This is a genomic window from Kluyvera intermedia (genome assembly GCF_034424175.1).
GTDB classification, from domain to species: Bacteria; Pseudomonadota; Gammaproteobacteria; order Enterobacterales; family Enterobacteriaceae; genus Kluyvera; species Kluyvera intermedia.
Genome location: NZ_CP139986.1, coordinates 596,702 through 622,719, shown reverse-complemented (window position 1 = coordinate 622,719; position 26,018 = coordinate 596,702). Strand labels below are relative to the sequence as shown.

27 protein-coding genes and 2 tRNA genes are annotated in these 26,018 nt (G+C 51.8%); 5 read left to right on the top strand and 24 right to left on the bottom strand.

Features of this window, described 5'->3' with window-relative positions:
• Positions 1–230 precede the first annotated feature (230 nt).
• The 7 genes from rpsO to U0026_RS02950 all read right to left on the bottom strand — a co-directional run bounded on the left by rpsO (position 231) and on the right by U0026_RS02950 (position 7,058).
• A complete protein-coding gene (gene rpsO, locus U0026_RS02980) occupies positions 231–500 on the bottom strand; it encodes a 30S ribosomal protein S15 (RefSeq protein ID WP_062774204.1) in 270 nt (89 codons plus the stop codon).
• Positions 501–652: 152 nt separating this feature from the next.
• Positions 653–1,597 (bottom strand): tRNA pseudouridine(55) synthase TruB, encoded by a 945-nt coding sequence (truB, locus tag U0026_RS02975; RefSeq protein ID WP_062774202.1) that lies wholly within the window; start codon positions 1,595–1,597, stop codon positions 653–655.
• Positions 1,597–1,998 (bottom strand): 30S ribosome-binding factor RbfA, encoded by a 402-nt coding sequence (gene rbfA / locus U0026_RS02970; RefSeq protein WP_062774200.1) that lies wholly within the window; start codon positions 1,996–1,998, stop codon positions 1,597–1,599. Before rbfA ends, truB begins: the two co-directional genes overlap by 1 nt.
• Before the next feature lie 89 nt (positions 1,999–2,087).
• A complete protein-coding gene (gene infB, locus U0026_RS02965) occupies positions 2,088–4,781 on the bottom strand; it encodes a translation initiation factor IF-2 (RefSeq protein WP_062774199.1) in 2,694 nt (897 codons plus the stop codon).
• 24 nt (positions 4,782–4,805) lie between these two features.
• On the bottom strand, positions 4,806–6,293 hold the full coding sequence (gene nusA / locus U0026_RS02960; RefSeq protein ID WP_062774198.1) for a transcription termination factor NusA: 1,488 nt from the start codon (positions 6,291–6,293) through the stop codon (positions 4,806–4,808).
• 28 nt (positions 6,294–6,321) lie between these two features.
• Entirely contained in the window at positions 6,322–6,774 is a 453-nt protein-coding gene (rimP, locus tag U0026_RS02955) for a ribosome maturation factor RimP (RefSeq protein ID WP_062774362.1), read from the bottom strand.
• Between the two features lie 207 nt (positions 6,775–6,981).
• Positions 6,982–7,058: transfer RNA gene (locus tag U0026_RS02950), tRNA-Met, on the bottom strand.
• A gap of 339 nt (positions 7,059–7,397) precedes the next feature.
• Here U0026_RS02950 and argG point away from each other — a divergent pair.
• Entirely contained in the window at positions 7,398–8,741 is a 1,344-nt protein-coding gene (gene argG, locus U0026_RS02945; protein WP_062774196.1) for an argininosuccinate synthase, read from the top strand.
• A 226-nt stretch (positions 8,742–8,967) separates the two neighbouring features.
• On the opposite strand, the gene U0026_RS02940 is transcribed toward argG, so the two are convergent.
• The 6 genes from U0026_RS02940 to rlmE form a co-directional block, all read right to left on the bottom strand.
• Positions 8,968–9,054, bottom strand: a tRNA-Leu gene (locus U0026_RS02940).
• Between the two features lie 13 nt (positions 9,055–9,067).
• Positions 9,068–9,400 (bottom strand): preprotein translocase subunit SecG, encoded by a 333-nt coding sequence (gene secG, locus U0026_RS02935; protein ID WP_062774195.1) that lies wholly within the window; start codon positions 9,398–9,400, stop codon positions 9,068–9,070.
• Between the two features lie 223 nt (positions 9,401–9,623).
• Positions 9,624–10,961: a phosphoglucosamine mutase gene (gene glmM, locus U0026_RS02930; protein WP_062774193.1), complete on the bottom strand. Its 1,338-nt coding sequence runs from the start codon at positions 10,959–10,961 to the stop codon at positions 9,624–9,626.
• Positions 10,954–11,802, bottom strand: a complete 849-nt coding sequence (folP, locus tag U0026_RS02925) for a dihydropteroate synthase (RefSeq protein WP_062774191.1) — start codon at positions 11,800–11,802, stop codon at positions 10,954–10,956. Before folP ends, glmM begins: the two co-directional genes overlap by 8 nt.
• A 91-nt stretch (positions 11,803–11,893) precedes the next feature.
• Positions 11,894–13,825, bottom strand: coding sequence for an ATP-dependent zinc metalloprotease FtsH (gene ftsH / locus U0026_RS02920; RefSeq protein WP_062774190.1), 1,932 nt, complete (start codon positions 13,823–13,825; stop codon positions 11,894–11,896).
• A 99-nt stretch (positions 13,826–13,924) separates the two neighbouring features.
• Entirely contained in the window at positions 13,925–14,554 is a 630-nt protein-coding gene (gene rlmE, locus U0026_RS02915; RefSeq protein WP_062774188.1) for a 23S rRNA (uridine(2552)-2'-O)-methyltransferase RlmE, read from the bottom strand.
• A 125-nt stretch (positions 14,555–14,679) separates the two neighbouring features.
• On the opposite strand from rlmE, the gene yhbY reads away from it, so the two are divergent.
• Positions 14,680–14,973 carry a ribosome assembly RNA-binding protein YhbY gene (gene yhbY, locus U0026_RS02910; protein ID WP_035891263.1) on the top strand — a complete coding sequence of 98 codons (294 nt, stop codon included), beginning with the start codon at positions 14,680–14,682 and terminating at the stop codon, positions 14,971–14,973.
• Positions 14,974–15,127: 154 nt separating this feature from the next.
• Here the strand turns inward: yhbY and greA are convergent, their stop codons facing one another.
• Positions 15,128–15,604, bottom strand: coding sequence for a transcription elongation factor GreA (gene greA / locus U0026_RS02905; RefSeq protein WP_062774187.1), 477 nt, complete (start codon positions 15,602–15,604; stop codon positions 15,128–15,130).
• A 246-nt stretch (positions 15,605–15,850) separates the two neighbouring features.
• On the opposite strand from greA, the gene dacB reads away from it, so the two are divergent.
• Positions 15,851–17,284 (top strand): serine-type D-Ala-D-Ala carboxypeptidase, encoded by a 1,434-nt coding sequence (gene dacB, locus U0026_RS02900; RefSeq protein WP_062774185.1) that lies wholly within the window; start codon positions 15,851–15,853, stop codon positions 17,282–17,284.
• A 131-nt stretch (positions 17,285–17,415) separates the two neighbouring features.
• On the opposite strand, the gene cgtA is transcribed toward dacB, so the two are convergent.
• The 4 genes from cgtA to rplU all read right to left on the bottom strand — a co-directional run bounded on the left by cgtA (position 17,416) and on the right by rplU (position 20,274).
• Positions 17,416–18,591: an Obg family GTPase CgtA gene (gene cgtA, locus U0026_RS02895; RefSeq protein ID WP_062774183.1), complete on the bottom strand. Its 1,176-nt coding sequence runs from the start codon at positions 18,589–18,591 to the stop codon at positions 17,416–17,418.
• Between the two features lie 15 nt (positions 18,592–18,606).
• The gene (locus tag U0026_RS02890; RefSeq protein WP_062774181.1) at positions 18,607–19,572 is read right to left on the bottom strand and encodes a DMT family transporter; all 966 of its coding nucleotides are present in this window, start codon (positions 19,570–19,572) and stop codon (positions 18,607–18,609) included.
• 113 nt (positions 19,573–19,685) lie between these two features.
• Positions 19,686–19,943, bottom strand: coding sequence for a 50S ribosomal protein L27 (gene rpmA / locus U0026_RS02885; RefSeq protein ID WP_052283637.1), 258 nt, complete (start codon positions 19,941–19,943; stop codon positions 19,686–19,688).
• A gap of 19 nt (positions 19,944–19,962) precedes the next feature.
• Positions 19,963–20,274, bottom strand: coding sequence for a 50S ribosomal protein L21 (rplU, locus tag U0026_RS02880; protein WP_062774179.1), 312 nt, complete (start codon positions 20,272–20,274; stop codon positions 19,963–19,965).
• A 256-nt stretch (positions 20,275–20,530) separates the two neighbouring features.
• On the opposite strand from rplU, the gene ispB reads away from it, so the two are divergent.
• Positions 20,531–21,502 (top strand): octaprenyl diphosphate synthase, encoded by a 972-nt coding sequence (gene ispB, locus U0026_RS02875; protein WP_062774177.1) that lies wholly within the window; start codon positions 20,531–20,533, stop codon positions 21,500–21,502.
• Between the two features lie 192 nt (positions 21,503–21,694).
• Positions 21,695–21,967 carry a DNA-binding transcriptional regulator SfsB gene (gene sfsB, locus U0026_RS02870; RefSeq protein WP_062774175.1) on the top strand — a complete coding sequence of 91 codons (273 nt, stop codon included), beginning with the start codon at positions 21,695–21,697 and terminating at the stop codon, positions 21,965–21,967.
• Between the two features lie 42 nt (positions 21,968–22,009).
• On the opposite strand, the gene murA is transcribed toward sfsB, so the two are convergent.
• The 6 genes from murA to mlaE all read right to left on the bottom strand — a co-directional run bounded on the left by murA (position 22,010) and on the right by mlaE (position 26,012).
• Entirely contained in the window at positions 22,010–23,269 is a 1,260-nt protein-coding gene (murA, locus tag U0026_RS02865) for a UDP-N-acetylglucosamine 1-carboxyvinyltransferase (protein ID WP_062774173.1), read from the bottom strand.
• Positions 23,270–23,334: 65 nt separating this feature from the next.
• Positions 23,335–23,589 carry a BolA family iron metabolism protein IbaG gene (gene ibaG, locus U0026_RS02860; RefSeq protein ID WP_035891140.1) on the bottom strand — a complete coding sequence of 85 codons (255 nt, stop codon included), beginning with the start codon at positions 23,587–23,589 and terminating at the stop codon, positions 23,335–23,337.
• 137 nt (positions 23,590–23,726) lie between these two features.
• A complete protein-coding gene (gene mlaB / locus U0026_RS02855; protein ID WP_062774172.1) occupies positions 23,727–24,017 on the bottom strand; it encodes a lipid asymmetry maintenance protein MlaB in 291 nt (96 codons plus the stop codon).
• Positions 24,017–24,652 (bottom strand): phospholipid-binding protein MlaC, encoded by a 636-nt coding sequence (mlaC, locus tag U0026_RS02850; protein WP_062774170.1) that lies wholly within the window; start codon positions 24,650–24,652, stop codon positions 24,017–24,019. The genes mlaB and mlaC overlap by 1 nt, the downstream gene beginning before the upstream one ends.
• Before the next feature lie 18 nt (positions 24,653–24,670).
• Entirely contained in the window at positions 24,671–25,225 is a 555-nt protein-coding gene (gene mlaD / locus U0026_RS02845; RefSeq protein WP_062774168.1) for an outer membrane lipid asymmetry maintenance protein MlaD, read from the bottom strand.
• Positions 25,226–25,229: 4 nt separating this feature from the next.
• Positions 25,230–26,012 (bottom strand): lipid asymmetry maintenance ABC transporter permease subunit MlaE, encoded by a 783-nt coding sequence (gene mlaE, locus U0026_RS02840; RefSeq protein ID WP_062774166.1) that lies wholly within the window; start codon positions 26,010–26,012, stop codon positions 25,230–25,232.
• Positions 26,013–26,018 lie beyond the last annotated feature (6 nt).

Sequence of the window (26,018 nt, the reverse complement as noted above, 5' to 3'; positions counted from 1 at the left end):
CATTAGCCGCGCGAACCTCTGCAACGAAGAATATGTACAACAACAATACATTATACCCGTTATCTTTCAAAATACTGCTGTGTTGGCAATTCCAGCCCAATTTTGTCTAAACAAGATGGGATTACCAGGGCATCAGGTCAGCGATTTTGCGGGTACATTATTCTCATAGCTTGGTGCATCTGGTGGAAAAAAGGGGCCATAAAGGCCCCTCTTTCTGAAACTCGCTAGAGTTAGCGACGCAGACCCAGACGCTCGATCAGCGCGGTGTAGCGTGCAACATCTTTACGTTTCAGGTAGTCCAGCAGTTTACGACGCTGAGAAACCATGCGCAGCAGACCACGACGGCTGTGGTGATCTTTTTTGTGCTCAGAGAAGTGACCCTGCAGGTGGTTGATCTGTGCAGTCAGCAGTGCAACCTGAACTTCGGTAGAACCACTGTCGTTTTCGCCACGACCGAACTCAGAAACGATTTTTGCTTTAGCTTCAACGCTTAGAGACATTTTGAACTCCAAATTTAAAAGAAAGAAAGGGTGCCGATCTCTAATTCAGCGACCCCCGATATAACGCTCGCCAATTGTTAAACAATTAAGCAGACGTTAAGCCGCGATATTCTACCCGCAGCGCTCTGTTATCGCAAGCTACAGAGTCAGGCTTACTCAGTGTACTCGACCACCAGGCGACGTGGTGCCACGCGGCCTTCGTCATCGATTTCACCCATACCAAGAAATTTCCCTTCATCGCCTTCAGTGACTCGAACCAGCCCGTCCAGCGGCGCACCGGTGGTACGTACGGGGTTACCGTTTTTAAAGTAAACCGACGAGGTAAGGGGAATATTGACTATCGGATAGTCCGACGCAGGACTGTCCATCGGCATCAATAATGGGTCAAGCAGCTCCGCCGCCGGGATGCCCTGCTGTTCAGCTTGTTCAACCAGCTCATGCAGATGCTCCAGCGTCACCATTCGTTCAACCGGGTATTTGCTGACTGCCAGGCGGCGCAGGAAAATCACGTGCGCGCCACAACCAAGCTTCTCACCAAGATCGTCAATGATGGTACGAATATAGGTGCCTTTAGAGCAGTGAATTTCCAGCTCAACCTCGTTACCTTCGTGGCGAATAAACAGCAGCTCGTAAACGGTAATCGGGCGCGCTTCACGCGGAACTTCAATTCCCTGACGTGCGTATTCGTAGAGCTTTTTCCCCTGGTATTTCAGCGCAGAGTACATGGATGGCACCTGTTGGGTGTCACCACGGAAACTTTCAAGCGCATCCGCCAGTTGGGACTCACTGACGTTAACCGGACGCTCTTCCACGATCTGCCCTTCGGCATCCGAAGTATCGGTACGCTGCCCTAAGCGCGCAACCACCCGATAACGTTTGTCGGAGTCCAGCAGGTACTGGGAAAACTTGGTGGCTTCCCCGAGGCAAATCGGCAGCATGCCGGTAGCCAGCGGATCCAGCGCACCCGTGTGCCCGGCACGGTTAGCGTTAAAAATACGCTTAACCTTCTGCAGCACATCATTGCTAGAGGCGCCAAGCGGTTTATCCAACAACAATACGCCGTGGATATCACGGCCGCGACGACGAGGACGACTCATCAGTCCTCCTTGCTGTCGTCCGGGTTCACACGACGTTCATCGTCATGTTTTACCACGTTGCTGACCAGGTTGGACATGCGCATCCCTTCAACCAACGAGTTGTCGTAGAAGAAGGTCAGTTCCGGCACGATACGCAGGCGCATGGCTTTACCCAGCAGCGAACGGATGAAGCCAGAAGCTTCCTGCAGCGCTTTGATGCCAGCTTTAACGGCTGCTTCATCTTTGTCGTTCAGGAAGGTCACGAATACTTTGGCATACGCCAGGTCGCGAGACATTTCGACACCGGAAACAGTGGTCATCATGCCCAGACGTGGGTCTTTAATTTCGCGCTGCAGGATGATAGCAATTTCTTTCTGCATCTCCTGAGACACGCGCTGTGGGCGACCAAATTCTTTCGCCATAATAAATTCTCCAGACAAAAAAGGGGCTATCAGCCCCTTTTGAAATAATTGCCGGGTGGCGCTTCGCTAACCCGGCCTACGATCGGTCATTAATCGATGGTACGTTGGATTTCGATAATTTCGAAGACTTCGATCATATCGCCAGTACGCACATCGTTGTAGTTCTTAACGCCGATACCACATTCCATGCCGTTACGGACTTCGTTGACGTCATCTTTGAAGCGGCGCAGGGATTCCAGCTCGCCTTCATAGATAACCACGTTGTCGCGCAGAACGCGGATTGGGTTGTGACGTTTGATGGTACCTTCGGTAACCATACAGCCCGCGATTGCACCAAATTTCGGTGATTTGAACACGTCACGAACTTCAGCCAGACCGATAATCTGCTGTTTCAGCTCTGGAGACAGCATACCGCTCATTGCCGCTTTCACTTCGTCAATCAGATGGTAGATGACGGAGTAGTAGCGCAGATCCAGGCTTTCGGATTCAATGACTTTACGCGCAGATGCATCGGCACGTACGTTGAAGCCAACCAGGATGGCGTTGGATGCTGCTGCCAGGGTCGCGTCAGTTTCGGTGATACCACCTACGCCAGAACCGATGATTCTTACTTTCACTTCGTCAGTCGACAGTTTCAGCAAGGAGTCAGCGATAGCTTCTACAGAACCCTGAACGTCAGCTTTCAGTACGATGTTCACTTCGTGAACTTCGCCTTCAGTCATGTTAGCAAACATGTTCTCAAGTTTAGATTTCTGCTGACGAGCAAGCTTAACTTCACGGAATTTACCCTGACGATACAGTGCAACTTCACGGGCTTTTTTCTCGTCACGTACAACAGTAACTTCGTCACCCGCAGCCGGAACACCGGACAGACCGAGGATTTCTACTGGAATAGATGGACCTGCTTCCAGGACTTCCTGACCCAGTTCGTTACGCATTGCACGAACGCGGCCATATTCGAAGCCACACAGCACGATATCGCCCTTATTCAGGGTGCCTTCACGCACCAGGACGGTAGCCACTGGGCCACGACCTTTGTCGAGGAAGGATTCGATGACCGCACCGCTTGCCATACCTTTACGAATCGCTTTCAGCTCCAGAACTTCAGCCTGCAGCAGGATAGCATTCAGCAGGTCATCAATACCGGTACCTGCTTTCGCAGAAACTGGGATGAACTGTGATTCGCCGCCCCACTCTTCCGGCATAACGCCGTACTGAGACAGTTCGGTTTTAACGCGATCCATATCGGCTTCTGGCTTATCGATTTTGTTCACTGCAACAACCATCGGTACCTGCGCTGCTTTCGCATGCTGGATAGCTTCGATAGTCTGCGGCATCACGCCGTCATCTGCTGCAACAACCAGAACAACGATATCCGTTGCCTGCGCACCACGAGCACGCATGGAGGTAAACGCGGCGTGCCCTGGGGTATCCAGGAAGGTGATCATACCGTTGTCAGTTTCAACGTGGTATGCACCGATATGCTGGGTAATGCCACCCGCTTCGCCAGAGGCCACTTTCGTTGAACGAATGTAGTCGAGCAGAGAGGTTTTACCGTGGTCAACGTGACCCATGATGGTCACAACTGGTGCACGCGGTTCAGCCGCAGCGCCAGTGTCACGGTCACTCATCAGCGCTTCTTCCAGCTCGTTTTCACGACGCAGGGTAACTTTGTGGCCCATCTCTTCGGCAACCAGCTGTGCGGTTTCCTGATCGATGACCTGGTTGATGGTCGCCATTGCGCCCAGCTTCATCATCGCTTTGATGACCTGAGAACCTTTAACAGCCATCTTGTTCGCTAAGTCGCCAACGGTGATGGTTTCGCCAATCACGACGTCACGGTTAACGGCCTGAACGGGCTTCTGGAAGCCCTGCTGCAAGGAAGAACCTTTGCGCTTGCCACCTTTACCACCACGACCCGCAGCACGTGCTTCTTCGCGGTCAGCTTTAGATTCGGCGTGTTTGTTGCCTTTCTTGACTGGACGAGCAGCTTTCGCTGGGCGAGTACGGCTAGTACGGCCACCTTCAACTTCGCGGTCGTTTTCGTCTTCAGCCTGGCGGGCATGCTGAGAAGTGGTAACGTGATAATCGCTGGTATCTTCAGTTGGTTCAGCAGCGGTATTCACACCATTTTTTTCATTTTCTTCAGCCATACGGCGAGCCTCTTCCGCTACGCGGCGGGCTTCTTCCTCGAGCTTACGACGCGCTTCTTCTTCAGATTTACGCTTCAGCTCAGCGGCTTCATTTTCACGGCGGGCTTTGTCGGCCTGGGCGGTTTTTGTCATATCGTCGGTCTGTTGATTGCTCACTTTGTCTTTTTCCGCAGCTTCACGTTTCGCTTTATCAGCGGCTTCACGTTTAGCTTGTTCTGCGGCCTCACGTTCGGCTTTTTGTTGCGCCTCGCGTTTAGCAGTTTCTTCTGCTTCACGACGGGCTTGCTCTTCCGCTTCACGCTGCGCCTGCTCTTCCGCGGCCAGGCGTTCAGCCTCTTGCGGATCGCGTTTCACAAAGGTGCGTGTCTTGCGGACTTCGATTTGTACCGATTTACTTTTTCCACCGGTACCTGGAATGTTGAGAGTACTGCGCGTTTTGCGCTGCAAAGTCAACTTATCCGGCGTCGAGCCGTTTTCACGGTTCAAATGCGCCAGTAAGGTTTGCTTCTCTTGTGCGGACACAGAGTCATCAGCAGCCTTCGGGATACCTGCGTCAGCAAATTGCTGTACCAGGCGGTCCACGGAGGTCTGAATTTCTGCAGCCAGCGATTTTACGGTTACATCAGTCATACTGTTCCTTCCTGCTACAGTTTATTACGCTTCGTCACCGAACCAGCAAATATTACGGGCAGCCATAATCAGCTCACCGGCTTTTTCGTCGGTTAACCCTTCGATATCAGCCAGATCATCAATGCCCTGTTCGGCGAGATCTTCCAGCGTACAAACACCACGGGCAGCCAGTTTGAAGGCCATTTCACGATCCAATCCTTCCAGATTCAGCAGATCGTCAGCCGGTTTGTTGTCACCGAGGCTTTCTTCCTGGGCCAGTGCCAGAGTGGTCAGTGCGTTTTTAGCACGCTCGCGCAGCGCTTCAACGGTGTCTTCATCCAGGCCGTCGATAGCCAGCAGCTCTTTCATTGGCACATAAGCCAGCTCTTCAAGCGTTGCAAAGCCTTCTTCAACCAGCACGGTTGCGAAATCTTCATCAATATCGAGATATTTGGTGAAGGTATCGATAGCAGCATGTGCTTCAGCCTGGTGCTTAGCCTGCAGGTCATCAACGGTCATCACGTTGAGTTCCCAACCACTCAGTTGAGCGGCCAGACGGACGTTCTGGCCATTACGACCAATCGCCTGTGCCAGGTTACCGGCTTCAACGGCGATATCCATGGTGTGCTTGTCTTCGTCAACCACGATGGATGCAACATCAGCCGGTGCCATCGCATTGATGACAAACTGCGCCGGGTTATCATCCCACAGGACGATATCAATGCGCTCGCCGCCCAGTTCGGTAGAAACCGCCTGAACACGTGCGCCACGCATACCTACGCAAGCACCAACTGGATCGATACGTTTGTCGTTAGTTTTAACGGCAATTTTCGCACGAGAGCCTGGATCGCGAGCGGCGGCTTTGATTTCAATAACTTCTTCGCCAATTTCCGGCACTTCAATGCGGAACAGTTCGATCAGCATTTCCGGCTTAGAACGGGTGACAAACAGCTGTGCGCCACGAGCTTCTGGACGTACAGAGTATAAAACACCACGAATACGGTCGCCTGGGCGGAAGTTTTCGCGCGGCAGCATATCTTCACGTTGGATAACGGCTTCAGCATTGCTGCCGAGATCCAAAGAGATGTTATCGCGGTTTACTTTTTTTACCACGCCGGTGACGATTTCACCTTCGTGTTCACGGAACTGCTCAACGACCATCGCACGTTCAGCTTCACGTACTTTCTGGACGATAACCTGTTTTGCCGTCTGGGTGGTGATACGGTCAAAGGTGACAGATTCAATCTGATCTTCAACGTACTCACCCACGTTCAGACTTTCGTCTTCGTAACGTGCGGCTTCCAGCGTGATTTCTTTAGTTGGCTGGGTCACTTCTTCGACAATAACCCAACGGCGGAACGTGTCGAAATCACCGCTACGACGGTCAATCTCTACACGTACGTCAATTTCTTGTTCGTATTTTTTCTTCGTTGCTGTAGCCAGCGCACTTTCCAGCGCTTCGAAAATTTTCTCGCGTGGCAGTGATTTTTCGTTGGAAACGGCTTCAACAACGGCCAAAATTTCTTTGTTCATCGCGGGCTTTTCACCTCAATCCAGACTGTTAAAAGTGGGGAACCAGGTTCGCCTTCTGGATATTACTCAGCGCGAACACTTCATCTTTACCTTCGACTGTAACGGTGATCATTTCACCATCCACCGCTTTGATAACGCCCTGCCATTTACGACGGTTCTGAACCGCCATGCGCAGGACCAGCGTCACCTCTTCACCCAGGAAGCGTACATAGTGTTCAGCGGTGAACATAGGACGGTCGAGGCCCGGAGAGGAAACTTCCAGGTTGTAAGCAACGGTGATTGGATCTTCGACATCCATCACAGCACTTACCTGGTGGCTCACATCAGCACAATCATCAACATTGATGCCATTTTCACTATCAATATAGATGCGCAGTGTGGAAGTGCGGCCACGAATAAATTCGATGCCGACCAGCTCGTAGCCCAGGGCTTCAACCGGCGCTGTAATCATCTCTGTTAATTTTTGCTCTAATGTGGACAAACCCACCCCCAAGACATAAAAAAAGGGCATAAAGCCCAGTTATTCTGTAGTCAGATAACAAAAAACCCCGATAAATCGGGGCTTTAGATAACTGAACCCTATAGCCGCAACTGCGGCCTGGAGAACCTTCCGAAAGAATTTTTTTCAAATCCAACGACGAAGGCCTAAGTCTTCACAGTATATTTGAAAAAGAACTCTAAGGGAAAGTGGTTGCGGGGGCCGGATTTGAACCGACGACCTTCGGGTTATGAGCCCGACGAGCTACCAGGCTGCTCCACCCCGCGCCTGAAACGAACGTGGCAAATTTTACGCGTTTTGAGTAAAAAATGCAAATAATGCTGGGATTTGGTACCGAGGACGGGACGTAAAATCGACCTACAGTATAGTGATGTGGCTCACAGCTTGTCAACCTCACATTCTATGCAGAAGAAATGCGTTTGGCATCACGGTATGGTAATCACTGCGGTCTACGCTGATAGCGCGGATTTTTTGAATAAAAATGCATGAATCACTTCCAGTCTCCGGCAAAAGATGATTAAATTAAAACTCATTTATTTTGCATAAAAATTCACTGACAGCGGAAAGCGATTTCACCTTCAGTCACTTAAGCAGGGTTTTACTTTATGACGACGATTCTCAAGCATCTTCCAGCAGGTCAACGTATTGGTATCGCCTTCTCTGGCGGTCTTGACACCAGCGCAGCGCTGCTGTGGATGCGACAAAAAGGCGCGGTCCCATATGCATATACTGCAAATCTGGGTCAGCCAGACGAAGATGATTATGATGCAATTCCTCGTCGTGCTATGGAATATGGTGCAGAGAATGCTCGACTGATCGACTGCCGCAAGCAGTTGGTTGCAGAAGGTATTGCCGCTATTCAATGTGGTGCTTTTCATAATACTACCGGCGGCCTGACCTACTTCAACACCACCCCGCTGGGCCGTGCAGTGACCGGTACCATGCTGGTTGCCGCCATGAAAGAAGATGGCGTGAACATCTGGGGTGATGGCAGCACCTATAAAGGCAACGATATTGAACGTTTCTATCGTTATGGCCTGCTGACCAATGCAGAATTGCAGATTTACAAACCGTGGTTGGATACCGATTTCATTGATGAACTGGGCGGACGCCACGAGATGTCCGAGTTTATGATTGCCTGCGGTTTTGACTATAAGATGTCCGTTGAGAAAGCTTATTCAACTGACTCCAACATGCTGGGCGCAACGCATGAAGCCAAAGACCTTGAGTTCCTGAACTCCAGTCTGAAGATTGTTAACCCTATCATGGGCGTGAAATTCTGGGATGAGAACGTCAAAATTCCAGCGGAAGAAGTGACCGTCCGTTTTGAGCAGGGTCATCCCGTCGCACTGAACGGTAAAACCTTCAGCGATGACGTTGAATTAATGATGGAAGCAAACCGCATTGGCGGACGTCACGGTCTGGGCATGAGTGACCAGATTGAGAACCGTATCATTGAAGCGAAAAGCCGTGGTATTTACGAAGCCCCGGGGATGGCGCTGCTGCATATCGCCTATGAGCGTCTGCTGACTGGTATCCATAACGAAGATACCATTGAGCAGTATCACGCCCACGGTCGTCAGTTGGGTCGCCTGCTGTACCAGGGCCGTTGGTTCGATTCTCAGGCACTGATGCTGCGTGACGGTCTGCAACGTTGGGTTGCCAGCCAGATCACCGGTGAAGTGACGCTGGAGCTACGTCGTGGTAATGACTACTCGATCATGAACACCGTGTCCGGCAACCTGACCTACAAGGCAGAGCGTCTGACGATGGAGAAAGGTGAATCCGTATTCTCTCCAGACGATCGTATCGGCCAGTTAACCATGCGTAACCTGGATATTACCGATACCCGTGAGAAGCTGTTCGGCTATGCGAAGTCCGGTCTGTTGACCGCCTCTGCCGCAACCGGTCTGCCACAGGTCGAGAACCTGGAAAACAAAAGCAAATAAGCGAGTAAGAAAATGAGTGAAAGGCCGCGTATGCGGCCTTTTTTGCGTTAGGAGTTTGCGTGGTGTGTAGACCGTACGCCTGATAAGCGAAGCGCCATCAGGCACAACAGCGCACATTGCCGGATGGCGGCGTAACCGCCTTATCCGGCCTACAATATCGGGGCACCGGGCGTACAGACTACAGACGAAAAAAAAGACGCTTTTCAGCGTCTTTTTTTCGGAATATTGGTACCGAGGATGGGACTCGAACCCACAAGCCCGTTAGGGCACTACCACCTCAAGGTAGCGTGTCTACCAATTCCACCACCTCGGTACAGATACTGCTATTAGTGCGGGATATCGCTGGTCGGCTGGGCCGGTGCAGCTGGCTGAGTCTGCTCGGTGTTAGCCGGTGCAGTCAGATTTTCCCACTCACTTCCTTTATTGGTCTTGTTGCTGTTGATGTTGCCCAGCACCAGACTGATAATGAAGAACAGTGTCGCAAACACGGCGGTCATACGGGTCATGAAGTTACCAGAACCACTTGAACCAAACAGCGTGCCGGAAGCGCCTGCTCCAAAGGAGGCTCCCATATCAGCGCCTTTACCTTGCTGCAGCATAACGAGGACCACAAGGCCAATTGCTACAATAAGGAAAACTACTAAAAGAGCTTCGTACATAATCAACCTGTTCCTTGCGGGGTCACCGCGTACCAAGTGCCTCAACCAATAAAGCGGGAGACTTATTTTCCCACTGAAGCGGGTGTGAATACTAACCAAAGCGAATGACCTTCGCAAGGGCAATTTCGACACATTGTATCAACTGCGGAAAAAAACAGCAAAACAACGGTGAATCCTTCATAAAAAGGCAGCAAGCGCCGCCTTTTTAGTCACTTAGCAATAACTATACTGCTTTTACCGCATCAGCAATCCGGTGAGCAAACGCAGTCACCTGTTCGGCGTCCTCGCCTTCCACCATCACACGAATTAACGGCTCGGTGCCAGATTTACGTAACAGTACTCGCCCACGATTTCCCAGCGCGCTCTCCACTTCCGCCGCCGCCGTTTTCACCGCGTCATTTTCTAACGGATTAGATTTGCCGTCGGTATAGCGCACGTTCACCAGCACCTGTGGGAACATCTTCATTCCGCTACACAGGTCATGCAAACTCATATGGTTACGCACCATAGCCGCAACTACTTGTAAGCCTGCGACGATACCGTCACCGGTGGTGGTTTTATCCAGCAGGATAACGTGGCCGGAGTTTTCTGCCCCAATTCGCCACCCCTTCTCCTGCATTTTTTCCAGCACGTAGCGGTCGCCGACTTTGGCACGCGTGAAAGGAATACCCAGTTGTTTGAGCGCCACTTCCAGACCCATGTTACTCATCAGCGTCCCGACGACACCGCCGCGCAGTTGGCCCTGACGCAATGCTTCACGGGCGATGATGTACATGATTTGATCGCCATCGACTTTATTGCCTTCGTGATCAACCATAATGACGCGGTCGCCATCACCATCCAGCGCAATACCGAGATCGGCTTTCTCTGCCAGCACACGTGCCTGCAACGCACGCACATCGGTCGCACCCACTTCTTCGTTAATGTTCACGCCATTCGGCTCGCAGCCGATTGCAATAACGTTAGCACCCAACTCACGCAGCACGTTCGGCGCAATGTGGTAGGTCGCGCCGTTGGCACAGTCCACCACGACTTTCAGCGCGTTAAGGTTCAGTTCATTCGGGAAAGTGCCTTTGCAGAACTCAATGTAACGACCGGCCGCATCCACAATACGGCTTGCTTTACCCAGTTCTGCGGAGTCAACGCAGGTCAGCTCTTTTTCCATTTCAGCTTCAATCGCTTCTTCAACTTCGTCCGGCAGTTTGGTGCCATCGATGGAGAAGAATTTGATGCCGTTATCGTAGAATGGGTTGTGGGATGCCGAAATCACAATACCGGCTTCCGCACGGAAAGTGCGAGTCAGGTAGGCTACCGCAGGCGTCGGCATTGGACCGGTGAATGAAGCGGATAATCCCGCAGCAGCCAGCCCAGCTTCTAACGCAGATTCCAGCATGTAGCCGGAAATACGAGTGTCTTTACCGATAATGATTTTACGCGAGCCGTGGCTCGCCAGAACTTTACCTGCCGCCCAGCCTAGCTTCAGAACAAATTCAGGGGTAATCGGTGAGTCTCCCACACGGCCACGGATCCCATCGGTACCAAAATATTTGCGATCACTCATAATGTTTTTTTCCTTTCGCAGACAGGGTGGCTTCCACCACTCGCATCGCTTCAACAGTTTCTTTTACGTCGTGGACGCGAACGATATGCGCGCCCTGCATAGCTGCAATAACAGCACACGACAGGCTGCCGCTAAGACGCGCTGACGGCCCCACGTTCAGCAGTTGGCCAATCATCGATTTACGCGACATACCGACAAACAGCGGTAAGCCAAAATGATGAAATTCTGACAAGCGCGCCAATAATGCATAGTTATGGGAGAGATTTTTACCGAAACCAAAGCCGGGGTCGAGCAGCAATTTATCTTTTGAGATCCCGGCTTTCTCGCAGCGGGCGATCTGTTCGGCAAAGTAGCGATTAACTTCAGCAAAAACGTCAGCGTATTTTGGCGCGTCCTGCATGGTTTTCGGGTTGCCCTGCATGTGCATTATCGACACAGGCAACCCTGTTTCTGCAGCAGCTTCCAACGCCCCCGGTTCGCTTAACGAACGAATATCATTGATGATATGCGCGCCAACACGGGCGGATTCGCGGATGACTTCAGGCTTGGAGGTATCAACAGAAATCCAGACTTCAAAACGCTGGGCAATGGCTTCCACCACGGGAATCACGCGAGCCAGTTCCTCTTCAACACTCACATCCAGCGCACCAGGACGCGTGGATTCACCACCAACATCAATGATTGTCACCCCGGCATTAATCATCAGATTCGCATGTTTTACCGCCTCAACCAGCGTGTTATGTGTGCCGCCATCAGAGAATGAATCTGGCGTAACGTTGAGTATTCCCATGACGTGCGGATGGGAGAGATCCAGGATGGAGCCCTGGGCGGTGAGTTTCATAGCGAATCCTTTTCATGTCTTGTTGAATAGAAAAAACCCCGGGGCAAGCCCCAGGGTTTTAGGTAAAGCACGGTCATCCACGAAGGAGAACTTATTTGTCGCCCAGCTGCTCTGACATGGTGCCAGAGTCTGGCGCAGGTGGCTCATCAACCGGACGCGGAGCAGTTGGTTTGCCCGTGCTGCCGGAGTTGTTGGATGAACCAGGTTCTTCCCAACCCGCTGGCGGACGCACATCGCGGCGAGCCATCAGATCGTCAATCTGCGGCGCATCGATAGTCTCATATTTCATGAGCGCGTCTTTCATCGAATGCAGGATGTCCATGTTTTCGTTCAGAAGCTGGCGCGCGCGGTTGTAGTTACGTTCCACGAGCGATTTCACTTCCTGGTCGATGATACGAGCCGTTTCATCGGACATATGCTTCGCTTTGGCAACAGAACGGCCCAGGAATACTTCACCCTCTTCTTCCGCATACAGCAGAGGACCGAGTTTGTCGGAGAAGCCCCATTGGGTCACCATGTTACGTGCCAGGTTAGTCGCCACTTTAATGTCGTTCGACGCACCGGTAGAAACATGCTCTACGCCATAGATAATTTCTTCTGCCAGACGGCCACCGTACAGGGTAGAGATCTGGCTTTCCAGTTTCTGACGGCTGGCGCTGATCGCGTCGCCTTCAGGCAGGAAGAAGGTCACACCCAGCGCACGACCGCGCGGAATAATCGTCACTTTGTGCACCGGATCGTGCTCAGGCACCAGGCGACCGATAATGGCGTGGCCTGCTTCGTGATACGCGGTGGATTCTTTCTGCGCTTCCGTCATCACCATGGAGCGGCGTTCCGCACCCATCATGATTTTGTCTTTCGCTTTCTCGAACTCAACCATTGATACCACACGCTTGTTGCCACGTGCCGCAAACAGTGCCGCTTCGTTCACCAGGTTCGCCAGGTCTGCACCGGAGAAACCAGGGGTACCACGAGCGATAATTGCCGCATCGATATCCGGAGACAGCGGTACGCGACGCATATGCACTTTCAGAATCTGTTCACGACCGCGAACATCTGGCAGCCCGACCACAACCTGACGGTCAAAGCGGCCTGGACGCAGCAGCGCTGGGTCAAGTACGTCTGGACGGTTAGTTGCTGCGATAACGATAATACCTTCGTTACCTTCGAAGCCATCCATCTCAACCAGCATCTGGTTCAGCGTCTGTTCACGCTCATCGTGACCACCGCCCAGACCTGCGCCACGCTGGCGGCCTACGGCGTCGATTTCATCGATGAAGATGATGCACGGTGCTGCTTTCTTGGCCTGTTCGAACATGTCACGCACACGTGATGCGCCGACACCCACAAACATTTCCACGAAGTCAGAACCAGAAATAGTGAAGAACGGAACCTTCGCTTCACCCGCGATGGCTTTTGCCAACAGGGTTTTACCGGTACCCGGAGGGCCGACCATCAGGACGCCTTTCGGAATTTTACCGCCCAATTTCTGGAAACGGCTCGGTTCACGCAGATATTCAACCAGTTCGGCTACCTCGTCTTTCGCCTCGTCACAACCTGCAACGTCAGCAAAAGTGGTTTTGATCTGGTCTTCCGTCAACATGCGCGCTTTGCTCTTACCGAACGACATGGCACCTTTGCCACCGCCGCCCTGCATTTGACGCATGAAGAAGATCCAGACACCGATCAGCAGCAGCATCGGGAACCATGAGATGAAGATAGAAGCCAGCAGGCTCGGTTCTTCAGGTGGTTCGCCTACAACCTTGACGTTCTTAGTCAGCAGGTTATCAAGCAGCTTCGGATCGTTAACCGGAAGGTAAGTCGTGTAACGGTTACTATCTTTCTTGGTAACGTTGATCTCACGTCCGTTGATACGCGCTTCGCGAACCTGGTCGTTATTGACCTCTTGCAGGAAGGTAGAATAATCCACCTTGTGGCTGTTCGATTCGCTGGGCCCAAAGCTCTGGAATACTGACATCAGCACGACGGCAATGACCAGCCAGAGTATTAGGTTTTTCGCCATGTCACTCAAGGGATTAACCTCTTATTACAACTGTGTTAAAAACAGCGTCAGGATACGCTATATCCGTCTTCATTCAAACTTTCGTTTGAAATCTTCCGGTTATGGTTTTCGCCCGGTCGCTACAATGTACACTTCACGTGAACGCGCACGAGAAGAGTCCGGCTTACGAACTTTGACCTTCGTAAACAGGGAGCGAATTTCCCTTAGATACTCATCGAAACCTTCGCCCTGGAACACTTTCACTACAAAATTTCCGCCTGGCGCTAGCACATCACGAACCATTTCAAGCGCCAGCTCCACCAGATACATGGCCCGGGGGATATCAACCTCCGGCGTTCCGCTCATGTTTGGTGCCATATCTGACATGACAACTTGTACCTTACTGTCACCCACTCGCTCCAGTAATGCCTTCACCACGAGTTCATCACGAAAATCGCCTTGAAGGAAGTCCACACCAACGATTGGATCCATAGGTAAAAGATCGCAAGCGATAATGCGGCCTTTGCCACCAATCTGCGTGACCACGTACTGTGACCAGCCTCCTGGGGCAGCACCGAGGTCAACTACTGTCATCCCCGGCTTAAAAAGTTTGTCACTTTGCTGTATTTCATCAAGTTTAAACCAGGCACGGGAACGTAACCCCTTTTTCTGTGCCTGTTGAACATATTTATCGCTAAAGTGTTCCTGGAGCCAGCGGCTTGAGCTGGCAGAACGCTTTTTACCTGTCATTTAACATTCCCATAGGGGCAGTTCATCGTAACCTTTGGCGTAAATTTCTACGCATCATTTGGTGATATAAGGGAGATGGCGGTAGAATGACCCGTTTTCAATCCCAACGTAAGCAAAAATATACGATGAATCTGAGTACTAAACAAAAACAGCACCTGAAAGGTCTAGCACATCCGCTCAAGCCAGTAGTTATGCTTGGCAATAATGGTTTGACCGAAGGGGTACTGGCCGAGATTGAACAAGCGTTAGAGCACCATGAACTTATCAAGGTGAAAGTCGCCTCGGAAGATCGCGAAACCAAAACCTTGATCGTGGACGCTATCGTGCGCGAAACCGGCGCCTGTAACGTACAGGTCATCGGTAAGATGCTGGTACTTTATCGCCCTGGTAAAGAACGCAAAATCTCGCTGCCACGTTAAGAATATCCTAATTTCTGACACAAGATTGTGTTAAATGAGGGATTTTCTTTACGAAGGCTAGCAACATGCCACGCTCTCAAGCTTGATAAAAGGCCGCTATGCGGCCTTTTTCTTATCTTTACACTCAATCAACATTTTGAGTGTCGAACATATCTTACAGATAATCCACTTTCAGGATTTCGAACTCGACCTCACCACCCGGCGTACGGATGACGACAACATCATCTTGCTCTTTGCCAATCAGGCCACGAGCAATTGGGGAGTTCACGGAAATCAGATTCTGTTTGAAATCTGCTTCGTCATCGCCAACGATACGATAAGTTTGTTCTTCATCGTTGTCCAGATTCAGTACCTGCACCGTTGAGCCAAAAATCACACGACCGGTGTTCGGTATCTTGCTGATATCGATAACCTGCGCATTAGACAGCTTCGCTTCGATATCTTTGATACGACCTTCGCAAAAGCCCTGCTGCTCACGTGCAGCATGGTATTCCGCATTCTCTTTCAGGTCGCCGTGTTCACGCGCTTCAGCAATGGAAGCAATGATTTCTGGGCGACGTACAGATTTGAGAAAATCCAGTTCTTCACGCAGTTTTTCTGCCCCACCAAGGGTCATAGGGATAGCTTGCATCGTTATACCTCTTAAACATTCCTGTAGGGAGCGGTTCGCCCCGCTCCGGCTGTAAAGCCCGCCTGGTTCGCTATTAGTGCCAGGCCAGAAGCAAAAGAAAACCGACCCGGGTGCAAAGCCCCAGGTCAGCAGTAATTTTTTATTTGATACGTATTTTACCCTGAAGTTCACTACGGGTCATCGTTTACTTTACAGGGCTTTGCACCGTAGTATGACGGCTTGTTTCCAGGTTGTTAGCGCGAGATTATGCGATTTTCCAGATTTATCATCGGATTGACCACCAGTATAGCGTTTAGCGTTCAGGCTGCGAATGTTGATGAATACATCAATCAGCTCCCTGCCGGGGCCAACCTTGCACTGTTAGTGCAGAAGGTCGGTGCTCCTGCGCCGTTGGTGGATTATCACGGCCAGCAGATGGCGCTTCCCGCCAGTACCCAAAAGGTTCTCACTGCGTTAGCGGCGCTGCTGCAACTCGGCCCTGATTTTCGTTTCACCACCACACTTGAGACCAAAGGTAGCATCGATAATGGCACGCTAAAAGGCGACCTTATTGCGCGATTTGGCGGCGATCCGACGTTAAGACGTCAGGATATTCGCAATATGGTGGCGACGCTTAAAAAGGCGGGCGTGCAAAATATCGACGGTAACGTACTTATCGATACCTCCATTTTTGCAAGCCATGATAAAGCTCCTGGCTGGCCGTGGAATGATATGACGCAGTGCTTTAGCGCTCCGCCAGCGGCCGCGATTATCGACCGAAACTGCTTCTCCATTTCGCTCTACAGCGCCCAAAAGGCCAATGATTTGGCGTTTATCCGTATCGCATCGTACTACCCGGTAACCATGTTCAGCCAGGTGCGCACACTTGCGAAAGGCTCACCGGATGCACAATATTGCGAACTGGATGTGGTACCAGGCGATCTCAACCGCTTTACGCTGACCGGATGCCTACCGCAGCGTGCAGAGCCTCTGCCGCTAGCGTTTGCAATCCAGGATGGCGCAAGCTATGCCGGGGCGATAATTAAAGACGAACTCAAGCAGGCTGGAATCACCTATAGCGGCACCTTACTTCGTCAGACTCTGGTGAACGAACCTGGAACCGTGATCGCCAGTAAGCAGTCTGCCCAACTGCATGATTTATTAAAAATCATGCTGAAAAAATCGGACAACATGATTGCCGATACCGTATTTCGCATGGTGGGTCACTCACGCTTTGGCGTACCAGGCACCTGGCGTGCAGGATCCGATGCCGTCCGGCAGATCTTACGTCAGCAAGCCGGCGTTGATTTGGGCAATACCATTATTGCCGATGGCTCAGGTCTGTCCCGGCACAACCTGATTGCTCCTGCCACTATGATGCAGGCGTTGCAGTACATCGCACAGCACGACAATGAGCTGGATTTCATTTCCATGCTGCCTCTCGCCGGACATGACGGATCGTTGCAGTACCGTGCGGGTCTACATCAGGCAGGGGTTGATGGCAAAGTCTCGGCTAAAACCGGCTCGCTGCAAGGCGTGTATAATCTGGCCGGCTTTATCACTACCGCCAGCGGTCAAAAAATGGCGTTTGTGCAATATCTTTCGGGCTATGCGGTCTCACCTGCCGACCAGAGGAATCGTCGGATTCCGTTGGTTCGCTTTGAAAGCCGATTGTATAAAGATATCTATCAGAACAACTAAATATGGTGCTGCCGGATGGCGCTTGCGCTTATCCGGCCTACTACGCACATAAAAAAACGGGCCGCAGATGCGGCCCGTTGCAATATTATAGGCCGGATAAGACGCGTTAGCGTCGCCATCCGGCGCCAGGATTAGCGTTTGTAGATAAACTCTACGCCTTCCTCGTCGTCTTCATCCCAGTCGTCATCTTCGTCGTCTTCTTCCGCTTCAGCGGCGACTTCATCAAGCTGCTGACGATGGTAGTCATCCCACATGAATTCGACTTTCTCTGGCTGTTTGGCTTCTTCAGCCTGCACGATTGGGTTCTCAATGATGAAGTTCATCACGTCCCAGCACAGGTCTTTGACGCCAATCTGGCTTGCGGCAGAGATCAGGTAATACTTGTCTTCCCAACCCATAGCTTCAGCAATGGCCTTCGCTTTCGCTTCAGCATCCGCTTTATCCATGGTATCGATCTTGTTGAAGACCAACCAGCGTGGTTTGCCCGCCAGTTTATCGCTGTATTTCTCCAGCTCACCAATGATGATGCGTGCGTTTTCTGCCGGATCAGAGCCATCGATTGGATCGATATCAATGATGTGCAGCAGTACGCGGCAACGTTCCAGGTGTTTCAGGAAGCGAATACCTAAACCTGCGCCTTCGGCTGCCCCTTCAATCAGGCCCGGGATATCGGCAACCACAAAGCTCTTCTCGTTATCTACACGCACCACGCCGAGGCTTGGCACCAGGGTAGTAAACGGATAGTCCGCCACTTTTGGTTTCGCCGCAGAGACGGAACGAATGAAGGTAGATTTACCAGCATTTGGCATCCCCAGCATCCCGACATCTGCCAGCAGCATCAGTTCGAGCTGCAGGTCACGCTTATCACCCGGCGTACCCATTGTCTTCTGACGCGGCGTACGGTTAACGGAGGATTTAAAGCGGGTGTTGCCCAGACCGTGCCAGCCGCCTTTCGCGACCATCAGACGCTGACCGTGTTTGGTCATGTCGCCCATGATTTCGCCGGTACCCTGGTCGATAACACGCGTACCGACCGGCACCTTAATGGTGACGTCTTTACCGCGCTTACCGGTACAATCACGGCTTGCGCCATTCTGACCTCGTTCTGCACGGAAAGATTTTTCGAAACGGTAGTCGATCAGGGTATTCAGGTTCTCGTCCGCTTCCATCCAGACGTCACCACCATCACCACCGTCGCCACCATCAGGGCCGCCACGTGGGATATATTTTTCGCGGCGGAAGCTTACGCAACCATTACCGCCATCACCTGCGACTGCCAGGATCGTTGCTTCATCAACAAACTTCATTTTACTCTCCGTAAATCATTCGCCTGCGCGGGGTAACGGAACAACCGTTTCACGCTTACGCCACCGCCCCCAAAGACGATGACCAATGGCGGAATACATCGCGCCCGCAACCACGATAACCGCACCGAGGTAACCTAATAGGTTAAGCATCGGTCGGGCGAAGAAATCGGGCCAGGCCATTGATAATAGATCTGAAAATAACAGTGTAAACAGGGGAGTCAGCGTCACTAACGCACTCACCTGCGCCGCCTGCCAGCGCGCCATGGCTTCCGCCAGGGCACCATAACCGACCAGAGTGTTCAGACCACAGAAGATCAGACAGGCTAGCTGCCAGTCGCTCAGTTGCCTGATAACCTCAGGCTTCGCTAACGGCAACAATGCAATAGTACATAAAGTGTACAATAAAAAGAGGATCTGCTGTGAGCCCATTCGCCGCAATAACACCTTTTGCGCGACGCCGTAACTCACCCAAACCATCGCCGCCCCCACCCCGAAGATAACGCCCCAGGTATAGTCAGTTAGACGAGTAAAAATTTCGAGCAGGCTGGTGTTGAAAAACATCAGCAAGCCACAGATAAGCATGATAGCGCCGATTATCTGCGTGCCGCGCATCTTCTCTTTAAGGATAAAGACGCTGGCAATCATCATGCCGACAGGCGAGAGTTGGCCTATCACCTGCGATGCCGTTGGGCTAACGTACTGAAGCGATGAGCTAAACAACACGAAATTACCGAACAGCCCACCGGTAGCGATGAGCAGCAATACCAACCAGCGTGGATTGCGGAAAATCTGCAGAGAAGGCAGTTTGCGCTTCCATGTCAGAATGAGGCCAAGACCACAGCTCGCCATCAAAAATCGGTAGAACACGACGGTAGGTGGTTCCATAACTTCCAGAACCTGTTTCATGGCAATCGGTAATGCGCCCCAGCATATTGCCGTAGTAAGCGCCAAAAGAATGCCAATCCCCGCCTGCTGCTTCATACCGGATTCCCTGCCTTGAAACGGTGGTACTACCCATCATTTTCCTGGCGTCGAATGTAAAAAGCCCCGCAACACGTTGCGGGGCTTTCATCCGTTACCGGGACGCGAAAAACTTATTCAGCAACAATGCTGATAAAACGACGGTTTTTCGGGCCTTTCACTTCGAATTTCACTTTACCGTCTGCTTTAGCAAACAGTGTGTGGTCTTTGCCGCAGCCTACGTTAGAACCAGCGTGGAACTGAGTACCACGTTGACGAACGATGATGCTACCAGCCAGAACGGATTCGCCGCCGAAGCGTTTTACGCCCAGACGTTTAGCTTCTGAGTCGCGACCGTTACGAGTCGAGCCACCAGCCTTTTTATGTGCCATTTAATCTGCTCCCCTTAACTTAAGCGCTGATGCCAGTGATTTTCACATCAGTGAACCACTGACGATGGCCTTGCTGCTTACGGTAGTGTTTACGACGACGAAACTTAACGATTTTAACTTTCTCGCCACGACCATGAGCAACAACTTCAGCTTTGATTACGCCGCCATCAACGAAAGGAACGCCGATTTTGACTTCTTCACCGTTTGCGATCATCAGAACTTCAGCGAATTCGATAGATTCGCCAGTTGCGATGTCCAGCTTTTCCAGGCGAATGGTCTGACCTTCGCTTACTCGGTGTTGTTTACCACCACTTTGGAAAACCGCGTACATATAAACTCCGCTTCCGCGCACAACTTTATGTGATTCAGAGTGCGCTATAAATATTCACAATAGGGCGCGAATATTACGCAAAACGCGAGCCTTTGACAAGTGCTACCATCAATAGATGCAGAAAAAAAAGACAACCGGCACGACAACGTTTATCTGAGGCGTTTTTTCAGTACAATCGTAGTCACAACGCTAACGTAAAACCTTCATTATCCTGTATGGATAAATGGTAAACAGGACACTAAGCCCGGCTTTTGCGATGAATTTACAACAAATCAATGAGTTAACCGCGCAGGATATGGCGGGTGTCAATGCGACGATTCTTGAGCAGCTCAACTCGGATGTCCAGTTGATCAATCAGCTAGGCTATTACATCGTCAGCGGTGGCGGAAAACGTATCCGCCCGATGATTGCCGTGCTTGCCGCTCGCGCCGTTGGCTATCAGGGCAATGCCCATGTCAATATTGCCGCGCTTATCGAATTTATTCATACCGCGACCTTGTTGCACGATGACGTCGTCGATGAGTCGGATATGCGCCGTGGCAAGGCAACGGCGAATGCTGCCTTTGGGAACGCGGCCAGCGTGCTGGTTGGCGACTTCATTTACACGCGCGCATTTCAGATGATGACCAGCCTCGGTTCGCTGAAAGTGCTGGAAGTGATGTCTGAAGCGGTAAACGTCATTGCTGAAGGTGAAGTTCTTCAGTTGATGAACGTCAACGATGCGGACATTACCGAAGAAAACTACATGCGCGTGATCTACAGTAAAACTGCGCGCCTGTTTGAAGCAGCGGCGCAATGCTCTGGTCTACTCGCTAACTGCACATCAGAGCAGGAGAAAGGGCTACAGGACTATGGCCGCTATCTGGGCACCGCTTTCCAGCTGATCGATGATTTACTCGACTACAGCGCTGATGGCGAAACACTGGGTAAAAACGTCGGTGATGATCTTAACGAAGGCAAACCTACCCTGCCTTTGCTGCACGCTATGCGTAACGGTACGCCAGAACAGGCGCTTATGATTCGCGGTGCGATTGAGCAAGGCAACGGGCGTCATCTGCTTGAACCGGTGCTTGAAGCGATGGCAGCGTGTGGTTCTCTGGAATGGACGCGTCAGCGTGCCGAAGAAGAAGCCGATAAAGCCATTGCCGCCCTCTCCCCTCTGCCAGATACTCAATACCGTGAGGCGCTGATCGCCCTCGCCCATATCGCCGTTCAACGCGATCGTTAAAATCTGTTCCCGCGCACACTCGCGCGGGAAATTTCCTGAAAATGCCCAAAATGCCCATTTTTGATGGCAAAAATTAACTTATTCCGAATTTAAAGAAACTTACTAGAACTTTTTAGAAAGTTACTGAAAAGAGCGATACAGTACATTCCTCATTCGACATGATGATTTAAACAGTATTCTCAGGGAGGAAGTATGGATAAGTTTATCGATTGGCATCCGGCAGATATTATCGCGGGGTTACACAAAAAAGGGACGTCGATGGCCGCAGAATCACGTAAGAACGGCCTCAGTTCGTCGACGTTAGCCAACGTGCTATCCCGCCCATGGCCGAAAGGTGAAGTGATTATTGCAAAGGTGCTTGAAACCGAACCGTGGATAATCTGGCCATCGCGCTATCACGATCCAATAACCCATGAGTTTATTGATAGAACGAAAGCAATGCGTCGATCTGTAGAGGCAAAATAACGCCCTCCAGACAGGCCAGAGGGCGTTTATCACGTGTCGCGATTACTCGCCCTTAATACGCTCGATATTCGCGCCTAGCGCGCTGAGCTTATCTTCAATGCGCTCATAGCCACGGTCGATGTGATAGATACGGTCAACGATCGTAGTGCCCTGAGCGATGCAGCCCGCCAGGACCAGGCTTGCAGATGCACGCAGGTCGGTTGCCATGACCTGAGCGCCGGAGAGCTGCTCAACGCCGTGACAAATTGCGGTATTGCTTTCAATTTCCGCACGCGCGCCCATACGTATAAGCTCCGGAATGTGCATAAAGCGGTTTTCAAATACCGTTTCGGTGATAACACCGGTACCTTCTGCCACCAGGTTCAGCAAGGTGAACTGCGCCTGCATGTCGGTCGGGAATGCAGGATGTGGCGCGGTACGCACATTGACTGCTTTCGGGCGTTTGCCGTGCATATCCAGGCTGACCCAGTCTTCACCGACTTCAATATCAGCGCCGGCTTCACGAAGCTTAGCCAGCACCGCATCCAGCGTGTCAGGTTTAGCGTTACGACAGACAATTTTGCCACCGGAAATCGCCGCCGCCACCAGGAAGGTGCCGGTTTCAATACGGTCAGGCAGAACGCGATAAACACCGCCGCCCAAACGCTTAACGCCTTCGATAGTGATACGGTCGGTGCCCTGACCTGTCACCTTCGCGCCCATGGCGTTGAGGAAGTTCGCAGTATCGACGATCTCCGGCTCACGCGCGGCGTTTTCGATAACAGTAGTCCCTTCCGCCAGCGTAGCAGCAGCCATGATGGTGACGGTCGCGCCAACGCTGACCATGTCCATCACGATATGTGCACCTTTCAGACGACCATTAACGGACGCTTTGACGTAGCCTTCTTCCAGTTTAATTTCCGCGCCTAACTGCTCCAGGCCAGAAATGTGCAGGTCAACCGGACGCGCACCAATGGTGCAGCCGCCAGGCAGAGAAACCTGCCCCTGACCAAAACGCGCCACCAGCGGGCCCAGCGCCCAGATAGAAGCACGCATGGTTTTCACCAGATCGTATGGTGCACAAAATACGTTCACCGAACTTGCGTCAATCCATACTGAACCATTGCGCTCAACCTTCGCACCCAGCTGCGTCAACAGCTTCATGGAAGTATCAACATCTTTCAGTTTTGGTACGTTCTGGATCTCAACCGGGTCTTCTGCCAGCAAAGCGGCAAAAAGAATCGGCAGGGCAGCATTTTTAGCACCACTAATGGTGACCTCACCCTGAAGGCGGGTCGGCCCCTGCACACGAAATTTATCCATCAAATCTAATCTCTGTTAAGTATTCACGTTCGCCACCGGAAAAGTGATGCCACTTTTCCCCTGGCTCAAAAACCGTTGAGTTTGCGATCGCGTGCCCACTCTTGCGGGGTATACGCTTTGATCGACAAGGCATGGATGCGGTTGTCCGCAAGGTACTCCATCAGCGGGCCATAGATAGTCTGCTGCTTCTTAACCCGGCTCATGCCATCAAACATCTCACCCACAGCAATCACCTGGAAGTGGCTGCCATCACCAGAAACGAGAACTTCCTGAAGGGAGAGTGCGTTCATCAGCACGGTCTGAATTTCATTATTTTCCATAGGTTCGCATTTCATTTGAGAGTGAAAACAGCCCCACATCTTAGAGGAAAGTGGCGCAGTCTTAAACAAGCAAAAAGCCCCATCCTTGAGATTGATGGGGCTTTAAGAATATTGGAAGCAATAACGTACTGAAATTTTTAAGGGATCATATCTTCAGGCAGATTATATAACCCTTTCAGGGTGGCCACTTTTTCGCTTACGCCTTCGAGGCTCGCCGTCCGGCCCTCGGCACGAATCAGATCGACCAGATGCACCAGCAGTGCCAGACCCGCCGTATCCACGCGGCTCAAGCCACTGAGATCAATCACTGATACACCCTGCGTTGCGTCCTTTCTGGCGTCCCATAGAGACACCAGAAAGTCCTGATCCAACTCACCGTGCAGCGCCAGGCGTTCGCCTTCGCGTGTCCAGCTTAACTGTTCGGCCATTATTTTTTCTGTTCCAGGGTAATTGGCTGTGCAGAGATAGCTTTCAGCTGTGCAGTCAGACCATCGATACCTTTGGTACGCAGCAGATCGCTCCACTCATTTTGTTTGGTGGTGATCATGCTCACCCCTTCCGCAATCATGTCGTAAGCCTGCCAGTTACCCGTCTGGGTATTTTTACGCCACTGGAAGTCCAGACGTACCGGCGGGCGACCATTCGGATCGTTGATGGTCACACGGATAGGAACGATCGTGGCATCACCCAACGATTGTTCTGGAGCAACCTGATAAGTCTGACCGTGATACATCGCCAACGCCTGGCCGTAAGCCTGTTTCAGGTATTCACGGAACGCGATGAAGTAAGCTTCACGCTGTGCTGGAGTCGCGTCTTTGTAGTAGCGGCCAAGAACCAGTGCACCGGCATATTTCACCTGCACATACGGCAGGAGTTCCTGATCAACAACATCACGCAGGTAGTTAGGATTAGAACGAATCTTCGGTTGTTCGGTCTTCAGGCGATCGAATGTTTTCTGCGCCGCTTCGTTCATCAGCTTGTAAGGGTTAGTCTGGTCTGCCGCCGTGGCTGCCGTTAATGGCGCAATCACCAGCATGGCGACCATCAGTAAACGTTTAAACATGTCGAGTATCTCCTGAGATTAATTCGTCGAGCCAGTAGCAGGCGCTGCCGTATCAGTATGTTCGTCAGTTGACGTTTTCGCATCGCCTGAATTCTGATTGTCGCTGCCTTTACTGTTGTAAAGGAACTGACCAATCAAATCTTCGAGCACCATTGCTGATTTAGTATCCTGGATGATGCTGCCGTCTTTAAGGATAGACGTTCCCAGTTCCGGGTCTTCAAAACCTACGTTCAGCGCCAGGTACTGCTCGCCCAGCAGGCCCGAAGTACGAATCGCCAGCGAACTGGTATCGGGAATATGGTCATAGCTGTCTTCAATGTCGATAGCCACACGCGGTAAGTATGTTTTTGGATCCAGTGAGATATCGGCGACACGCCCAATCACCACGCCACCAATACGCACCGGCGAACGGCTTTTCAGGCCGCCGATGTTATCGAAGGTGGCGTAAACACGGTAGGTTGGCGCAGATTTCATCGACGACACGTCCGCCGCCTTCAGGCAGACAAACAGCGCCGCCAGCAGGGCAACCAACAGAAAAATACCGACCCAGATTTCACTCTTTTTCGTTTGCATTCACTCAATTCCCAAACATCAGTGCCGTCAGCACAAAGTCCAGCCCAAGAACCGCCAGCGACGCATGCACCACGGTACGGGTGGTCGCGCGGCTGATTCCGGCAGAAGTGGGGATCGCATCGTAACCGTTAAATAACGCAATCCATGTCACCGTAATGGCGAAAACAACGCTCTTAATCAGGCAGTTCACCAGATCAAGACGCCAGTCCACCGCATTTTGCATTGCCGACCAGAAGAACCCGGCATCAATCCCTTTCCAACTGACGCCGACCAGAGAGCCGCCCCAAATACCCACAGCGACGAAAATAATGGTCAACAGCGGCAAAGAGATGACGCCCGCCCAAAAGCGCGGAGAAATTACGCGACGCAGCGGATCGACTGCCATCATTTCCATGCTGGAGAGTTGCTCGGTGGCGCGCATCAGGCCAATTTCAGCGGTCAATGCCGAACCCGCGCGCCCGGCGAACAGCAGCGCGGCAACCACCGGCCCCAGCTCACGCAGTAACGAGAGCGCGACCAGCATACCGAGACTGGTCTCAGCGCTGTAAGTGGTCAGCACCAGATACCCTTGCAACCCCAGCACCATGCCGATAAACACGCCCGACACAATAATGATAACCAGAGAAAGCACGCCAACGTTATAAAGCTGACGAACCAGCAACGGTCCGTGCTTGCGGAATTCGGGTTTGCCGACGACGGCATTGAATAACATTAACCCGGCGCGCCCAAACGTCGCGATGGTCTTAATCCCGCGATGTCCCAGCGCTGCCAGTGCATTTAACAGCATGAGTCG

What these genes read in the sequence shown, in the direction of transcription:
- rbfA (WP_062774200.1), bottom strand. Translation starts at nt 1,998, where the DNA reads ATGGCGAAAGAATTTGGTCGCCCACAGCGCGTGTCTCAGGAGATGCAG.
- infB (WP_062774199.1), bottom strand. Translation starts at nt 4,781, where the DNA reads ATGACTGATGTAACCGTAAAATCGCTGGCTGCAGAAATTCAGACCTCC.
- folP (WP_062774191.1), bottom strand. Translation starts at nt 11,802, where the DNA reads ATGAAACTCACCGCCCAGGGCTCCATCCTGGATCTCTCCCATCCGCAC.
- murA (WP_062774173.1), bottom strand. Translation starts at nt 23,269, where the DNA reads ATGGATAAATTTCGTGTGCAGGGGCCGACCCGCCTTCAGGGTGAGGTC.
- glmM (WP_062774193.1), bottom strand. Translation starts at nt 10,961, where the DNA reads ATGAGTGATCGCAAATATTTTGGTACCGATGGGATCCGTGGCCGTGTG.
- cgtA (WP_062774183.1), bottom strand. Translation starts at nt 18,591, where the DNA reads ATGAAGTTTGTTGATGAAGCAACGATCCTGGCAGTCGCAGGTGATGGC.
- rpsO (WP_062774204.1), bottom strand. Translation starts at nt 500, where the DNA reads ATGTCTCTAAGCGTTGAAGCTAAAGCAAAAATCGTTTCTGAGTTCGGT.
- nusA (WP_062774198.1), bottom strand. Translation starts at nt 6,293, where the DNA reads ATGAACAAAGAAATTTTGGCCGTTGTTGAAGCCGTTTCCAACGAAAAA.
- mlaB (WP_062774172.1), bottom strand. Translation starts at nt 24,017, where the DNA reads ATGGCCGAACAGTTAAGCTGGACACGCGAAGGCGAACGCCTGGCGCTG.
- ispB (WP_062774177.1), top strand. Translation starts at nt 20,531, where the DNA reads ATGAATTTACAACAAATCAATGAGTTAACCGCGCAGGATATGGCGGGT.
- yhbY (WP_035891263.1), top strand. Translation starts at nt 14,680, where the DNA reads ATGAATCTGAGTACTAAACAAAAACAGCACCTGAAAGGTCTAGCACAT.
- mlaE (WP_062774166.1), bottom strand. Translation starts at nt 26,012, where the DNA reads ATGCTGTTAAATGCACTGGCAGCGCTGGGACATCGCGGGATTAAGACC.
- rlmE (WP_062774188.1), bottom strand. Translation starts at nt 14,554, where the DNA reads ATGACAGGTAAAAAGCGTTCTGCCAGCTCAAGCCGCTGGCTCCAGGAA.
- U0026_RS02890 (WP_062774181.1), bottom strand. Translation starts at nt 19,572, where the DNA reads ATGAAGCAGCAGGCGGGGATTGGCATTCTTTTGGCGCTTACTACGGCA.
- dacB (WP_062774185.1), top strand. Translation starts at nt 15,851, where the DNA reads ATGCGATTTTCCAGATTTATCATCGGATTGACCACCAGTATAGCGTTT.
- ftsH (WP_062774190.1), bottom strand. Translation starts at nt 13,825, where the DNA reads ATGGCGAAAAACCTAATACTCTGGCTGGTCATTGCCGTCGTGCTGATG.
- ibaG (WP_035891140.1), bottom strand. Translation starts at nt 23,589, where the DNA reads ATGGAAAATAATGAAATTCAGACCGTGCTGATGAACGCACTCTCCCTT.
- rpmA (WP_052283637.1), bottom strand. Translation starts at nt 19,943, where the DNA reads ATGGCACATAAAAAGGCTGGTGGCTCGACTCGTAACGGTCGCGACTCA.
- mlaC (WP_062774170.1), bottom strand. Translation starts at nt 24,652, where the DNA reads ATGTTTAAACGTTTACTGATGGTCGCCATGCTGGTGATTGCGCCATTA.
- greA (WP_062774187.1), bottom strand. Translation starts at nt 15,604, where the DNA reads ATGCAAGCTATCCCTATGACCCTTGGTGGGGCAGAAAAACTGCGTGAA.
- sfsB (WP_062774175.1), top strand. Translation starts at nt 21,695, where the DNA reads ATGGATAAGTTTATCGATTGGCATCCGGCAGATATTATCGCGGGGTTA.
- argG (WP_062774196.1), top strand. Translation starts at nt 7,398, where the DNA reads ATGACGACGATTCTCAAGCATCTTCCAGCAGGTCAACGTATTGGTATC.
- truB (WP_062774202.1), bottom strand. Translation starts at nt 1,597, where the DNA reads ATGAGTCGTCCTCGTCGTCGCGGCCGTGATATCCACGGCGTATTGTTG.
- rplU (WP_062774179.1), bottom strand. Translation starts at nt 20,274, where the DNA reads ATGTACGCGGTTTTCCAAAGTGGTGGTAAACAACACCGAGTAAGCGAA.
- mlaD (WP_062774168.1), bottom strand. Translation starts at nt 25,225, where the DNA reads ATGCAAACGAAAAAGAGTGAAATCTGGGTCGGTATTTTTCTGTTGGTT.
- secG (WP_062774195.1), bottom strand. Translation starts at nt 9,400, where the DNA reads ATGTACGAAGCTCTTTTAGTAGTTTTCCTTATTGTAGCAATTGGCCTT.